This is a genomic window from Streptomyces prunicolor NBRC 13075 (genome assembly GCF_000367365.1).
In the GTDB taxonomy this organism is placed as follows: domain Bacteria; phylum Actinomycetota; class Actinomycetes; order Streptomycetales; family Streptomycetaceae; genus Streptomyces; species Streptomyces prunicolor.
The window spans coordinates 12,183-25,371 of the sequence record NZ_BARF01000047.1; the positions used below are offsets into that span (position 1 = coordinate 12,183).

The window sequence follows — 13,189 nt, forward strand, 5'->3', positions numbered from 1 at the left end:
CAGCGACTTCACGCTCCACCCGGGGCGCCCCGCCCAAATCGAGCAGCAAACGATCCAGCTCACCAGCCGGAAGACGCTCCAGCATCCGGACCATCACCCCCATCTCGTCTCCGACCGACGTCACCGCTCACCCGCGAGGTCAAGATCCTTCTTGCTCGGCTCGGCCACACCCTCAGTACTCCGAGGACGCCGCCAGGGGTGCGCGATCGGACCGGACACGGCCCGCCACCACGCCTCCGCCGACAGCCTCCCCGCGGGCTCGAACGGCTCACCCGGCCGCGGGAACGCCACCGCCTGGCCTGCCTCCTCCGCCTCGTACTTCGTCCACTCCCCCGGCTCCGCCCACGCGTGCAGGGACAGGTTGAAGGTCCCCCAGTGGATCGGCAACAGCACCCCAGCCGGACCACCTCCCTGCAGGTCAAGATGGGCCTGCACCCCCTGGGCCGGCGACATGTGAATGTCTGGCCACGCCCCAGGAAGCGGCGTATAGTCCGTGTGATTCTTGGGCCAGAACTCGCTGTACGCGCCGATCTGGATCATCGTGGCGTCGAACGGGCCGTGTGCGGCACCGATGTCCTTGAAGCCCTCGAAGTAGCCGGTGTCGCCGCTGTGGTAGATCCGGTGCTCGTCACCGGCGACCACCCAGGAGGCCCAGAGGGTGTGCTGGGTGTTGCGCAGGCCGCGGCCGCAGAAGTGGCGGGCCGGGGTGGCGGTCAGGGTGAGGCCGCCGACCTTGGTCTCCTCGTGCCAGTCCAGCTCGCGCAGCCGGTCGGCGGACACGCCCCAGTGCTCCAGGTGGGCGCCGACGCCCAGCGGCACGGCGAACAGGGTGTCCGTGTCGGCCAGCGCCTTGATCGTGGGCATGTCCAGGTGGTCGTAGTGGTCGTGCGAGATGACCACGACGTCGACCGGGCCGAGCGCGGCGATCGGCAGGGGCACCGGGTGCAGCCGCTTGGGTCCGGCGAACGGGAACGGGGAGCAGCGCTCGCCCCAGACCGGGTCGAAGAGGACCCGGTGGCCGTCGATCTCCGCCAGCACGCTGGAGTGCCCCATCCAGGTCAGCCGCAGCCCGGTGGCGGCTGGCTTGGCCAGGTCGGCGAGGGTGGTGGCGTGTACCGGCAGCACACCGTTGGGGGCGCGGAGGGCGCGCTGCTCCTTGTCGAGATAGGACTTGCCCATCTCGCGCATCGTGCCCCCGGAGGGGCGGACGTTCGTATTGCCCCCGGGGTTCTGGAAGACCCCGTCCTTGAAGTGGGGTGATCTGCGGATGCGCGCCAGGCGCTCGCCGCTCGGGTCCGCGCCGAAGGCCGCGGGCCGCAGCTCACGGAGCCCGGAGCTCAGGGTACGGATTCCGGTCACGATTCCTCCAGGTGGAGTCGGTCAGGCTTCCATTATGGTCGACCCCTCTGACAACGCCGGTGGATCGGCATCCCGGAGCCCGCATTCCAAGGAAAGACCAAAGTTGCGCCCCGGAGGTTGACACCACGGGGTGGCGGTCCTCAGCACGGGCCGGGACTCGATCTTCCGTTGACAGGACGCGACACCGCTTCCGATACTGACTCGCCGTTCAGTACCCGGCCTTCCGGCCGACGCCGCGAGGAGTCCCCATGACCGCCCCCTTGATGTCGCTCACCTGGACCGACCACGTCACCGGCCGCCAGGGCTTCCTGGTCGTCGACCGGCTGGTGCGCGGGGTGTCCAGCGGCGGACTGCGGATGCGGCCGGGCTGCACGCTCGACGAGGTGGCGGGGCTGGCCCGCGGCATGACCATGAAAGAGGCCCTGCACTACGACCCGGAGGGCCGCTACGTCCCCCTCGGCGGCGCCAAGGGCGGCATCGACTGCGATCCCCGCGACCCGGTGTCGTACGGCCTCCTCGTGCGCTACCTGCGCGCCATGCGGCCGTACATCGAGAGCTTCTGGACGACGGGTGAGGATCTCGGGCTCAGTCAGGACCTGGTCGACAGGGCCGCCGTGGAAGCCGGGCTCGTGTCGACGATCCAGGCCGTGTATCCCTTGCTCGACGACGAGACGGAGGCGCGGCGGCGGCTCGCGGACGCCTTCGCGGTCGAGGTGGACGGCATCGGTCTCGACGAGCTGGTCGGCGGCTGCGGGGTCGCCGAGTCGGTGCTCGCCGCACTGGACCGGGCGGGCGTGCCGTACGCGGGGACGCGGGTCTCCGTGCAGGGGCTGGGCACCATGGGCGGGGCCACGGCATGGTTCCTCACGCGCGCGGGGCTGACGATCGTCGCCGTCGCCGACGTCAAGGGCACGATCGTGAACCCGGCCGGACTCGACGTGGACGCGCTGCTCGCGGCCCGGGACGGGTACGGCACCGTGGACCGTTCCGCGCTGCGCCCCGGCGATCGCGAACTCCCCGGCGAGGACTGGCTGTCCGTAGAGGCGGAGGTGCTGGTTCCGGCGGCGGTGTCGTACGCGATCGACACCACGAACCAGCAGGGGATCACCGCCCGTTGGATCGTCGAGGCGGCCAACATGCCTGTACTGCCCGAGGCGGAGGAACTGCTCTCCGCGCGGGGGGTGACCGTGCTGCCGGACGTGGTCGTGAACTCCGGGACGAACGCCTGGTGGTGGTGGACCCTGTTCGGCGACATCGGCCCGGACGCGGACGAGGCGTTCGCCCACACCCGGCGTGCGATGCGTGCCCTGATCGACCGGATGCTGGCCCGCGCGGAGGCCGACGGCACCACACCGCGTGCCGCAGCGCACGCCATCGTCGCGGAGCGGCTCCCGGTCATCGCGGAACGGTTCGGCTGGTACCGGTGACGTACGGGACAACGCCCCTATGGGCAACGGCTTAGGGTGACCGCGTGGCGAGAGTGCGGTTGGGCGTGGCGGAGCGGCGGGCGGAGTTGCTGCGGGCCGCCGTCGAGCAGATCGAGGCGCGAGGGGTCGCTGCGGTCAGGATCGCCGACGTGGCCTCGGCGCTCGGGGTGAGCAACGCGCTGGTGCTCTATCACTTCTCGACCAAGGAGAAACTGGTCGCCGCCGCGTTCACGTTCGCCGCCGAGGACGACCTCGCCCATCTGCGCAAGCTGCTCGACCGCCGCACGACCGCGCTGCGCCGACTGCGGGCCGCGCTGCGCTGGTACGCGCCGACCGGGCAGGCCAAGGGCTGGCGGCTGTGGATCGAGGGCTGGGCGGCGGCACTGCGCGAACCCGCCCTCCTGGACGTCACCCTCGATCTCGACCGCCAGTGGAAGCAGGCCCTCTCCGAGGTCATCGCCGAGGGAGTGACCGCGGGCGAGTTCCACTGCCCGGACCCGGCCGGCACCGCCCTGCGCCTGACAGCCCTGCTCGACGGACTCGCCGTACAGATGACCGCCTACGGGGGCGCGGTGTCGCGGGCGCGGGCCCTGGAGTGGGTCGACGAGGCGCTCGCACGGGAACTCGGCCTGGAGCGGGCGGCGTTGACCGCTCTCTGAGCCGTTCCGGAAAAGGCCGTCTCTTCGAGGAGACGCCTCCCGAAAAAGCCGCCTCTCCGAGGGGTCACCCCCTCACCCAGCACCTCGGCACCCGTCACCGCGTCGTCCCGTCAGGCCACCCGCTCGATCCGCATCTTGATGTCGTCCGGAGACAGCGCGCCCTTCGCCTCCACATGGTCCCCCGAGGACTCGCCCCGCAGTCGGCGCCCGATCCACGGCACCAGGTACTCGCGCGCCCAGTGCACATCGTCGCGCCGGACGTCGAGCGTGCCGCGCGGCGGCAGCGGGGGCCAGGGCTGGTCCGGGTCGGCCGGGACCTCGACGCCGAGGACCTGGCCGGCGCGGAGCGCCACGCGCGTGTGCCCCTCGGGAGAGAGGTGGAGCCGGTCGCCGTCCCAGGCCCGCCGGTCCTGGACCGTCTTGAGGGACCACAGGTCGAGCACCGGGCAGCCGTAGCGGTCGGCGATGGCCCGCACATGTCCGTTGTAGGTGGCGATCTTGCCGCGCAGATGCTTGAGCACGGGCACGCCGCGGGTGTCGAAGCCGGTCGTCACCATGACGGTGCCGACGGCGGCGGTGAGGTCGGCGACCGCGCGTTCGAAGCGCTCGGCGACCTCGTCGGGGTCGGTGCCCGGACGGATGATGTCGTTGCCGCCCGCGGCCAGGGAGACCAGGTCGGGCCCGATCTCCTTGGCCCGCGTGAGCTGGTCCTCCACGATCTGGTCGAGCAGCTTCCCGCGCACGGCCAGGTTGGTGTACTCGAAGTCGCCCTCGGGCCGCCGGTCCGCGAGCAGTACCGCGAACCGGTCGGCCCAGCCGACCATCGCCCCGTCGGGCCCAGGATCGCCGACGCCCTCGGTGAAGCTGTCCCCCACCGCCACGTACGACCCGATCACTGATCTGTTGTCACTCTTCGAATCGTTAGCCACGGCAACCATAATTCACCCTGAGCTGTGACCTACGCGATCGTATTTAGGGGTTGACGGGCGGTGATATAAGCCACTCGTAAAGGGTTGTCCAAAGTCGGAATAACCCTCTGATCAGGGGCGTTGACCCCGGAACTGCCCGGCGCCGGGCTCCGGTGTCAGCCGACGGTGACGCCGTGCGAGCGCAGGTAGGCGACCGGGTCCACGTCCGAGCCGTAATACGGCGTGGTCCGGATCTCGAAGTGCAGGTGCGGGCCGGTCACGTTGCCGGTCGCGCCGGAGAGGCCGATCTGCTGGCCCTCGGTCACCGTCTGACCGGCCGAGACCGACAGCTGCGACATATGGGCGTACTGCGAGTACTCGCCGTCCGCGTGTCGGATGACGACCTCGTTGCCGTAGGCGCCGTCGTAGGCCGCCGAGACGACCGTGCCCGCGGCGACCGCCTTGACGGTGGTGCCGGTCGGGACGACGAAGTCGACGCCGGTGTGATAGCCGCTGGACCACATGCTGCCCGCGACGTGATAGCCGGTGCCGATGGTGCCTCCGGTCACGGGAAGCGTGTAACCGGTGGAGGTACTGGTGCTGTTGTCGCTCTGCGCGGCCGAGCTGCTCTTCGACGAGGACGAGGAGGCGGAGGACGACGAGGACGAGGAAGACGAAGTACCGGACGACTTGGACGAAGTGCCGGTGTCCGTCCCGCCCGTCGAGGCCTTCTTACCGAGGGAGAGCTTCAGGCCCGGGTGGATCAGCGACGGGTCCCCGCCGATGACCTCGCGGTTGTCCTGGTAGATCTTCTTCCAACCGCCGGTGACGTCCTGCTCCTCGGCGATCTTCGCGAGCCAGTCGCCCGCCTTCACCGAATACGTCTTGACGCCCGCGGTTTTGGCGGTCGCCACCTTCTCCGTCGCCGCCTTCTCCACCGCCGGAACGGACTGAACGGCCTTTTCCGGAGCGGAAGTCGAAGGGGCGGCATGAGCGCCTGCGGCCCCCACGAGCGGAAGGGCGAGCGCGGCACCGCCGGTTCCGGCTACGGCTATCGAGCGGGTGAGGCGCTGGGCCTTCGGGCGGCGGTGCTTACCCTTCGCGGGCATGACGAATTCCTCTCCGGCGCCTGCGAGGTGAGCTGTCGGGTGCGAGCTGGAGATGCCCGGCCGCGCGCTGGTCGCGGCTTTACCCCAAGCCCGTTCCGGAGACCGGAACAGGCGTCTTACCTGTGGGTCCCCCGCTCCTGCCGCTTTCGGGTGGGTGGGTACGGAGTCCGGTCGGCGGCAGGATTGGGCGTCCGTCCGGATTGGTGGCGAACGTAAGCGAGGAAGACGCAAAGGGACAAGCAGGAGGTTCCACGGATTTGCGTTTCTTGTGATTGCCTGTGGGAATTCACAGTCACCCTCCGTGAATTCCCCGGGCCTCGACTCCTCAATTCCCCAGCAAAAGCACGTCAATTACGTGAACATGACGAACGACCCACGGTCACGAATATGACGCTGCTCACGTACACGCCCCTCAGGTCCCCTTATTCCAGAGCGAGTTGGAACGAAGGCTGCAATTAGGACAGAAGGATCAGATGCGACGCAGCCGGAGAACCGTCGCATCAAGGTCACCGCGCAGCCCGGTGCGCAGACCGTGGTGCAACAGCACGGCCCCTCGGTGGACTTCACCCGTTTCGAGGCATTCGTACGACGCTGTCGGGTCGAGCCCGCGCAGCCGGAGCGCCGGCAGCGGCTCGCCGTAGTGCTGCGCCTGGAGCAGGGCGAGGACGACGGTCTCGTCGCCGCGCACGTACTGCACGGCGCTGAGTCCGCCGCTCGGCGGGCGCAGCCGGTGGAGGTCACCGTGCTGCACGAGCGGCCGGATCTCCTTGTAGAGATCCACCCACCGGCGGGCCTCGGCGAGCTCCTCCTCGGTCCACTCCGAGAGGTCGCCGCCCACCCCGAGCACCCCGGCCATGGCGCTCACGAACCGGAAACGCAGGCTGCTGACCCGGTCGTTGAGCTGGGTGTTGGGGCTGTCGGTGACCCAGGCGGCCATCACGCGCGCGGGGTGGATCTGGCTGAACCCGTGCTGGATGGCGAGCCGGTCGAGCGGGTCGGTGTTGTCCGAGGTCCACACCTGGTCCGTACGGCTCATGATGCCGAGGTCGATCCGGCCGCCGCCGCCGGAGCAGGACTCGAAGGCGACGCCCGGGTGGGCCGCCCGCAGCCGGTCCAACAGGCCGTACAGGGCGTGCACATGGTCGACCCAGAGGCGCTGCGGATAGGCGTCACCGGGCCACCCGGCATCCGTGAAGCAGCGGTTGAAGTCCCACTTCACATAGTCGATCGGGGCGCTGGAGAGCAGCCCGTCGAGCTGCTCCCAGAGATACTCCTGGACGTCCTCGCGGGCCAGGTTGAGGACGAGCTGATTGCGGAACTCCGTCCGCTTTCGTCCCTCTTGGTACTGCACCCACTCCGGGTGCGCGCGGTACAGGTCGCTGTTCGGGTTGACCATCTCGGGCTCGACCCAGATGCCGAACTGCATGCCGTGCGCGTGGACACGGTCGGCGAGCGGCTTGAGGCCGGCGGGGAAGCGGTCCGGGTTGGGGGTCCAGTCACCGAGCCCCGCGCGGTCGCTGGTGCGGGCGCCGAACCAGCCGTCGTCGACCACGAACAGCTCGACCCCGACCGCCGCCGCACGCTGCGCGAGCGCCTCCTGCTGCTCCTCGGAGATGTCGAACTGCGTGGCCTCCCAGGAGTTGTAGAGCACCGGCCGGTCCTGGTCCGCGTCCGGGATGACGTACGTCCGCTGGTAGTCGTGCCAGGTGCGGCTGGCGCCGCCGAAGCCGGCGTCGCTCCACAGTCCGGCGAAGACGGGGGTCGTGAAGGACTCCCCCGGCGCCAGGAGGAGCAGCCCGGAGTCATCGTACCCGGCACCGCCGCCGATCTGCACGCGCGCGTCCGGGAGTTGGGCCACGGCGATCCGCCAGGACCCCGACCAGCCGAGGGCGCAGCCGTAGACCTCGCCGCGCTCCTCGGTGGCGTCGAGGTCGAGCGCGACCCAGGGCAGATGCTGGTGCCCGGTGTGTCCGCGCCGACTGCCGATGACCTTCTCACCGTAGGCGAGGTCGGAACGCACCAGCCGCGACTCGGCGGCCCACCGCCCGTGCAACTGCGACAGCCGCCACCCCTCCCGCTCGGGCAACGTCCACACGGCGGAGTCGGCGCGCAGCAGCTCCAGTGCCTCGTCCCCGTCGTTGTCGAGGCTCGTCCAGCGCTCTACGACGTCACCGCGCGTCCGGTAGTGCAGCGTGATCGCGAGGCCGGTGTCCCGGAAGCGCAGCCGCAGTTCGTCGCCCTCGGTGTCGTACCGCTCGAAGGTCCACTCCGTGCCGCGGCGCTCGGGGGTGCGCACGGACAGGGCGGGGCGTGCGAAGCGGGGGCCGCCCTCGACGGGGTACTCCTCGCGTCCGTCGAGCGGGGACTCGAAGGAGGAGCCCACGGGCAGTGGGCGGGCGGCGAGTTCCTCGGCGTCGGCGAGCGCGATCACCGGCCCCCAGTGCAGGTGGAGCAGCTCGTCGTGCTCGGTGAGATGGACGGCGTAGCTGCTTGTGGGGCCCGACAGCACCCACGTACGGCCGTTCTCGGCGATCTCCAGCATCAGGCCCCTCACAGATTCGAACAAGTCCACTCAAGCAGCAACATCATCAATGGCCGGGGCCTGCGAGGCAACGCCTGTGGACAACTCAGAGCCTGTGGAATCGATGTCGTATCGTCGGAAGCGTGCCCGCCGGTGAGCCGCGTCGTCGGGCCGAGTGGGAGGAGTCCTCGTGACGCAGCAGATTCCGTCGACCGAGCCGGAGTTGTCCGGAGTGCGCAATTTCCGGGATGTGGGCGGACTGCCGACGGTGGACGGACGGCGGGTGCGGCACGGGGTGCTGTTCCGCAGCGGTCATCTGGCGCACGCGACCGACGAGGACGCGGCGTTCCTCACCTCCCTCGGGCTGCACACGATCTTCGACTTCCGCAACGCGTCGGACCAGAAGCTGGAGGGTCCCGACGTCGAGCTGCCCGGCGTGCGCAATGTGAATCTGCCGCTGTCCGACCCGGCGGACGGCTCCGAGTTCTGGAAGATGGTCCGCGACGGCGAGACAGACCAGCTGCGCGGGATCCTCGGCGACGGCAAGGGCGCCCACCGGATGATCACCTCGTACCGCACGATCGTCACGGAGCGCACCGCCGAGCACTCCCAGGTGCTGCACTCGCTCGCGGAGGACAGCGTTCCCGCGCTGATGCACTGCGCGGCGGGCAAGGACCGCGCGGGCCTGTCGATAGCCGTGACGCTGCTCGCCGTGGGCGTGGAGCGCGAGGCGATCGTGGCCGACTACCTGGAGTCGAACGCGAAGCACCGTCGCTACAAGGTGCGCCGCAGCGGCTCCTCCGCCTCGGCCTACTCCCCCGAGGTGATGGAGCTCCTCAGCCCCCTCTTCGACGCCCGCGCCGAGTATCTGACGGCGGCCTTCGAGACCGTCGAGGAGACCTGGGGCGGTGTGGACGCCTATCTGGAGCAGGGGTTGGGGATCACCCCGGAGACCCGGGAGCTGCTGCGCGAGCGCCTGCTCGACTGAACCGGCCGCTGCGGCGGGCTACTTGGCGCCCACGGAGAACAGCAGGTAGATGAAGGCCGCGAAAACGTGGCCGACGGCGATGTAGATGATGAGCCGTACCCATAGGGCGCGCGGGAACTTGTCCTCGATGTTGTTGCCGCTCATGGCGTCTCTCCGGTGATCGGGCCCAGGCACAGGGTGGCCGTGGGGCTCTGCAGCAGGGTGTGGACGAACAGGACCTCGACACCGGTCTCGTCGGCGGCGGCGAGCCGGTGCGGGGTGAGCGAGTCGAAGTGCGCGCTGTCGCCCGGTGCGAGGACGTGCGCGGTGTCCCCGAGGCGCAGCCGCAGTCGGCCCTTGAGGACGTACAGCCACTCCTCGCCGGGGTGCACGCGCACGATGTCGCCCTGGGAGCCGTGCGGGATGCGCACGCGCAGCGACTGCATCCCGCGACCGGGCGCCCCGGCCTGCCAGTAGGTCCAGCCGCCCGCCCGGGTCGGTTCCATGTCGGCGGCGCGTACGACCGCGTCCCGGTCGGTGACCGTCTCGCCGAGCAGATCCGAGACTGTCGTACCGTAGATACGGGCCAGCGCGAGCAGCATCGGCAGCGAGGGCTGGCGCAGCCCGGTCTCCAGCCGGGAGAGATGAGCGGGCGAGAGTCCGGCGGAGCGGGCGGCGACCTCCAGGGTGAGGGAGGCGCGGCGACGCAGGGCGCGGAGCTGCGGAGCGACGGTGGCCGACAGGTCGTCGGCCGGTCCGATCTGCGATTCTGGCCCGGTCGGCGATTCCGGCTCGGTCTCGGAAGAGCTCATGCCTCCATTGAGCCGCAGGCTTGCCTCTGCGGCAAATTTCTTGCCCCAGAGGCAAAAGCCCACGACGCCCGGCCGAGACCTCGGCTACCGGTCGGCGATCCCCGTACCGGTTGACCGCCCCTACCTGTTCGCCACCGCCTGCTTCACCAGCGTCTTGCTGAAGTCCCACATCAGCCCGCCACCACTGTGCGCGTCGTCCATCACAGCGGTGAAGGCGTCCACGAACCGGTCCACCTCACGCTCGCCGATGATCAGCGGCGGGATCAGCTTGATGACCTCCAGATGGTCGCCGGAGACCTGGGTGAGGATCCGGTGCCGCTGGAGCAACGGCACGACCACCATCTGCGCGAACAGGCCCTTGCGCGCGGCCTGGAGCATGGTCCAACGGCTGCGCAGCTTCAGCGACTTGGGCCTGCCGAACTCGATGCCGATCATCAGGCCCCGGCCGCGCACATCGGCGAGCAGCTCGTACTTGTCGACCAGCGCGGCGAGCCGGGTCCTCAACTGGTCCCCGGTGGCACGGGCGTTGGCGACGATCTGCTCGTTCTCCATGACCGAGAGCACGGCGAGCCCGGCTGCCATGGCCTGCGCGTTGGACCCGAAGCTCGCCGAGTGGACCAGCACCCGGTCCATGGACGAGTAGACCTTCTTGAAGATCCAGTCCTTGCCGAGGGTCGCGCCGACCGGCACATAGCCGCCGGACAACGCCTTCGCCACACACACCAGATCCGGCTCCACGCCCTCCTCGTGCTGGTAGGCGTAGAAGTCACCGGTGCGCCCCAGACCCGTCTGCACCTCGTCGGCGATGAGCAACGCCTTGTGCTGATGCAGGAGTTCCTGCGCGGCGCGCAGATAGCCGGGCGGGGCCTCGTGCACGCCCTTGCCCTGGATCGGTTCGACGACGAGGGCGGCGACATCGCCCTTTTTCAACTCCCGTGCCAGGGCGTCGAGATCACCGAGCGGTACGGCCGTGTCCGGCAGCAGCGGGGCAAAGCCGTCCCGGAAGCCGTCCTCGCCGTTGACCGACAAGGAGCCGGTGGTCAGGCCGTGGAAGGCGTGGTCGCAGTACAGGACACGGGGTTTCCCGGTGGCGTACCGGGCGAACTTCAGCGCGGTCTCGACCGCCTCCGTACCGCTGTTGCCGAAGAACACCCGGTCCAAGTGCGGGCTGTGGGTGAGGAGTTGCTCGGCGAGCAGGCCGGGCAGCGGCTGGCAGTCGAAACGGGTGAGGTCGGCGAGCTGGGCATCCAGGACGTCGTGCACCGCTTTGCGGACGACGGGGTGGTGGCGGCCCAGGCCCATCACCCCGAACCCGGCGAGCATGTCGAGGTAGTCGTTGCCGTCCGCGTCCCAGAAGTAGGCGCCCTCGCCCCGCTCGTAGACCTTGTCGAAGCCGATGGTGTGCAGCATGCGCGGGAGCTGGTGGTTCAGGTACTTGGCGTGCAGCTCGTAGCGCTCGGCTCCGCGCTCGGCCAGCAGCGCGGTGAGGTCGAACTCCTTGGTCATTCGGGTTTCTCCTTGGCTGTGCCGGCGTTCGCGTCCTTGACCGCCAGGCTTGCGCTGATCCGTCCGGCGACCTCGACGGGTGTGAGGCCGATGTCGGCGAGCACCTCGCCGCGTTTGGCGTGCGCGAGGAACTGCTCCGGGATGCCGAACCGCCGTACGGGGACGTCGACTTCGGCGTCACCGAGCGCCAGCGCCACCGCGGCGCCGACGCCGGAGGCGCGGCTGTTGTCCTCCACGACGGCCACCAGGCGGTGTTCGGCGGCGAGGCCGGGCAGCGCCGGGTCGACGGGTTTGACCCAACGGGGGTCCACCACCGTGCAGTTGATGCCCCGGGCTTCGAGGAGCTCGGCGGCCTGGAGGCAGACGGGCGCCATCACGCCCACCGCGACGAGCAGTACCTCGGGGGTCTCCGAGCCCCGGTGCAGGACGTCGAGGCCGCCCACACGGTCGATCGCCGGGATCTCCGGTCCGACCGACTCCTTCGGGAAGCGGACCAGGGTAGGCGCGTCGTCGACCGCGACCGCTTCCCGTAGCTGGGCCCGGAGTTGGTCGGCATCACGCGGGGCGGCGATCCGCAGGCCGGGCACGACCTGGAGGATGGACATGTCCCACATACCGTTGTGTGACGCACCGTCAACTCCCGTCACCCCGGCGCGGTCCAGGACGAACGTCACCCCGCAGCGGTGCAACGCCACGTCCATCAGGAGTTGGTCGAAGGCACGGTTGAGGAAGGTGGCGTAGACGGCGACGACGGGATGCAGACCGCCGGTCGCGAGGCCCGCCGCCGAGACGGCCGCGTGCTGCTCGGCGATGCCGACGTCCCACACCCGGTCCGGGAACCTCGCGGCGAACTTGCCGAGGCCGACCGGGTGCAGCATGGCCGCCGTGATGGCCACGACGTCATCCCGCTCCTCCCCGATGCGCAGGATCTCGTCGCCGAACACACTGGTCCAGGAAGGGCCGTTGGAGGGTACGAGGGGTGCGCAGGTGAGCGGGTCCATCACGCCGACGGTGTGGAAGTGGTCCTCCTCGTGGGCGAGGGCGGGTTCGTAGCCGCGGCCCTTCTCCGTGAGGCAGTGGACGAGGACCGGGCCGTGGAAGCGTTTCGCGCGGCGCAGTGCCGACTCGACGGCGCCGATGTCGTGTCCGTCGATCGGGCCGACGTACTTGAGGCCCAGGTCCTCGAACATGCCCTGCGGGGCGAACGCGTCCTTGAAGCCCTTCTTCGCGCCGTGCAGCGACTCGTAGATCGTGTTGCCGACGACCGGGGTGCGCAGCAGGACACTCTTGCCCCAGGCGAGGACCTGCTCGTAGCTGTCGGTCGTGCGCAGGGTGGCCAGGTGGTTGGCGAGGCCGCCGATGGTGGGCGAGTAGGAGCGTTCGTTGTCGTTGACGACGATGATCAGCGGCCGGTCCTTCGCGGCGGCGATGTTGTTGAGCGCCTCCCACGCCATGCCGCCGGTGAGCGCGCCGTCGCCGATGACCGCGACGACATGACCCTTCTCGCCCTGCACCTGGCGGGCCTTGGCGAGTCCGTCGGCCCAGCCGAGCGCGGTGGAGGCGTGGCTGTTCTCGATGACGTCGTGCTCGGACTCCTCGCGCGAGGGGTAGCCGGACAGGCCACCCTTGCTGCGCAGCTTCGAGAAATCCTGACGACCCGTCAGGATCTTGTGTACGTAGCTCTGGTGGCCGGTGTCCCAGAGGATGCGGTCAGTTGGAGACTCGAAGACCCGGTGGAGGGCGATGGTCAGTTCCACCACGCCCAGGTTGGGCCCGAGGTGTCCGCCGGTCCTGGCCACCGCATGGACCAGGAACTCCCTTATTTCTTCGGACAGTTCGCCGAGTTCCGCCTCGGACAGCGACTTCAGGTCGCGTGGTTGCCGGATGCTCTCCAGGATCGTCACGTCGGGCCCCCTTCGGT

At 69.7% G+C, this 13,189-nt stretch carries 11 protein-coding genes and 1 riboswitch; of the genes, 3 read left to right on the forward strand and 8 right to left on the reverse strand.

Annotation, left to right across the window (positions count from 1 at the left end; genetic code table 11):
• Window positions 1-120: 120 nt before the first annotated feature.
• Complete coding sequence (locus SPR02S_RS20265) at window positions 121-1,359, reverse strand: MBL fold metallo-hydrolase (RefSeq protein ID WP_019058817.1); 1,239 nt, start codon at window positions 1,357-1,359, stop codon at window positions 121-123.
• Between the two features lie 248 nt (window positions 1,360-1,607).
• Here SPR02S_RS20265 and SPR02S_RS20270 point away from each other — a divergent pair, with 248 nt between their 5' ends.
• Together SPR02S_RS20270 and SPR02S_RS20275 are read left to right on the forward strand one after the other, a co-directional pair.
• A complete protein-coding gene (locus SPR02S_RS20270; RefSeq protein ID WP_019058818.1) occupies window positions 1,608-2,786 on the forward strand; it encodes a glutamate dehydrogenase in 1,179 nt (392 codons plus the stop codon).
• A 44-nt stretch (window positions 2,787-2,830) separates the two neighbouring features.
• Window positions 2,831-3,445, forward strand: a complete 615-nt coding sequence (locus SPR02S_RS20275; protein ID WP_026150715.1) for a TetR/AcrR family transcriptional regulator — start codon at window positions 2,831-2,833, stop codon at window positions 3,443-3,445.
• A gap of 110 nt (window positions 3,446-3,555) precedes the next feature.
• Here the strand turns inward: SPR02S_RS20275 and SPR02S_RS20280 are convergent, their stop codons facing one another.
• The 3 genes from SPR02S_RS20280 to SPR02S_RS20290 form a co-directional block, all read right to left on the reverse strand.
• On the reverse strand, window positions 3,556-4,341 hold the full coding sequence (locus tag SPR02S_RS20280) for an SGNH/GDSL hydrolase family protein (RefSeq protein ID WP_019058820.1): 786 nt from the start codon (window positions 4,339-4,341) through the stop codon (window positions 3,556-3,558).
• Window positions 4,342-4,529: 188 nt separating this feature from the next.
• Window positions 4,530-5,462: a M23 family metallopeptidase gene (locus SPR02S_RS20285; protein WP_019058821.1), complete on the reverse strand. Its 933-nt coding sequence runs from the start codon at window positions 5,460-5,462 to the stop codon at window positions 4,530-4,532.
• A 4-nt stretch (window positions 5,463-5,466) separates the two neighbouring features.
• Window positions 5,467-5,629, reverse strand: a riboswitch (cyclic di-AMP (ydaO/yuaA leader).
• A 302-nt stretch (window positions 5,630-5,931) separates the two neighbouring features.
• Window positions 5,932-8,004, reverse strand: coding sequence for an alpha-galactosidase (locus tag SPR02S_RS20290; protein ID WP_019058822.1), 2,073 nt, complete (start codon window positions 8,002-8,004; stop codon window positions 5,932-5,934).
• Window positions 8,005-8,173: 169 nt separating this feature from the next.
• Between SPR02S_RS20290 and SPR02S_RS20295 the strand changes: the two genes are divergently transcribed.
• A complete protein-coding gene (locus SPR02S_RS20295; protein ID WP_019058823.1) occupies window positions 8,174-8,971 on the forward strand; it encodes a tyrosine-protein phosphatase in 798 nt (265 codons plus the stop codon).
• An 18-nt stretch (window positions 8,972-8,989) separates the two neighbouring features.
• Here SPR02S_RS20295 and SPR02S_RS56015 read toward each other — a convergent pair whose 3' ends face one another.
• From SPR02S_RS56015 to dxs, 4 genes are all read right to left on the reverse strand, one after another.
• On the reverse strand, window positions 8,990-9,115 hold the full coding sequence (locus tag SPR02S_RS56015; RefSeq protein ID WP_019058824.1) for a DUF6126 family protein: 126 nt from the start codon (window positions 9,113-9,115) through the stop codon (window positions 8,990-8,992).
• Window positions 9,112-9,762, reverse strand: a complete 651-nt coding sequence (locus SPR02S_RS20305; RefSeq protein WP_019058825.1) for a helix-turn-helix domain-containing protein — start codon at window positions 9,760-9,762, stop codon at window positions 9,112-9,114. The genes SPR02S_RS56015 and SPR02S_RS20305 overlap by 4 nt, the downstream gene beginning before the upstream one ends.
• Before the next feature lie 120 nt (window positions 9,763-9,882).
• Window positions 9,883-11,268, reverse strand: coding sequence for an aspartate aminotransferase family protein (locus SPR02S_RS20310; protein ID WP_019058826.1), 1,386 nt, complete (start codon window positions 11,266-11,268; stop codon window positions 9,883-9,885).
• A complete protein-coding gene (gene dxs / locus SPR02S_RS20315; protein ID WP_019058827.1) occupies window positions 11,265-13,172 on the reverse strand; it encodes a 1-deoxy-D-xylulose-5-phosphate synthase in 1,908 nt (635 codons plus the stop codon). The genes SPR02S_RS20310 and dxs overlap by 4 nt, the downstream gene beginning before the upstream one ends.
• Window positions 13,173-13,189: the final 17 nt, after the last annotated feature.

What these genes read in the sequence shown, in the direction of transcription:
- SPR02S_RS20285 (WP_019058821.1), bottom strand. Translation starts at nt 5,462, where the DNA reads ATGCCCGCGAAGGGTAAGCACCGCCGCCCGAAGGCCCAGCGCCTCACC.
- SPR02S_RS56015 (WP_019058824.1), bottom strand. Translation starts at nt 9,115, where the DNA reads ATGAGCGGCAACAACATCGAGGACAAGTTCCCGCGCGCCCTATGGGTA.
- SPR02S_RS20310 (WP_019058826.1), bottom strand. Translation starts at nt 11,268, where the DNA reads ATGACCAAGGAGTTCGACCTCACCGCGCTGCTGGCCGAGCGCGGAGCC.
- SPR02S_RS20290 (WP_019058822.1), bottom strand. Translation starts at nt 8,004, where the DNA reads ATGCTGGAGATCGCCGAGAACGGCCGTACGTGGGTGCTGTCGGGCCCC.
- SPR02S_RS20305 (WP_019058825.1), bottom strand. Translation starts at nt 9,762, where the DNA reads ATGAGCTCTTCCGAGACCGAGCCGGAATCGCCGACCGGGCCAGAATCG.
- SPR02S_RS20270 (WP_019058818.1), top strand. Translation starts at nt 1,608, where the DNA reads ATGACCGCCCCCTTGATGTCGCTCACCTGGACCGACCACGTCACCGGC.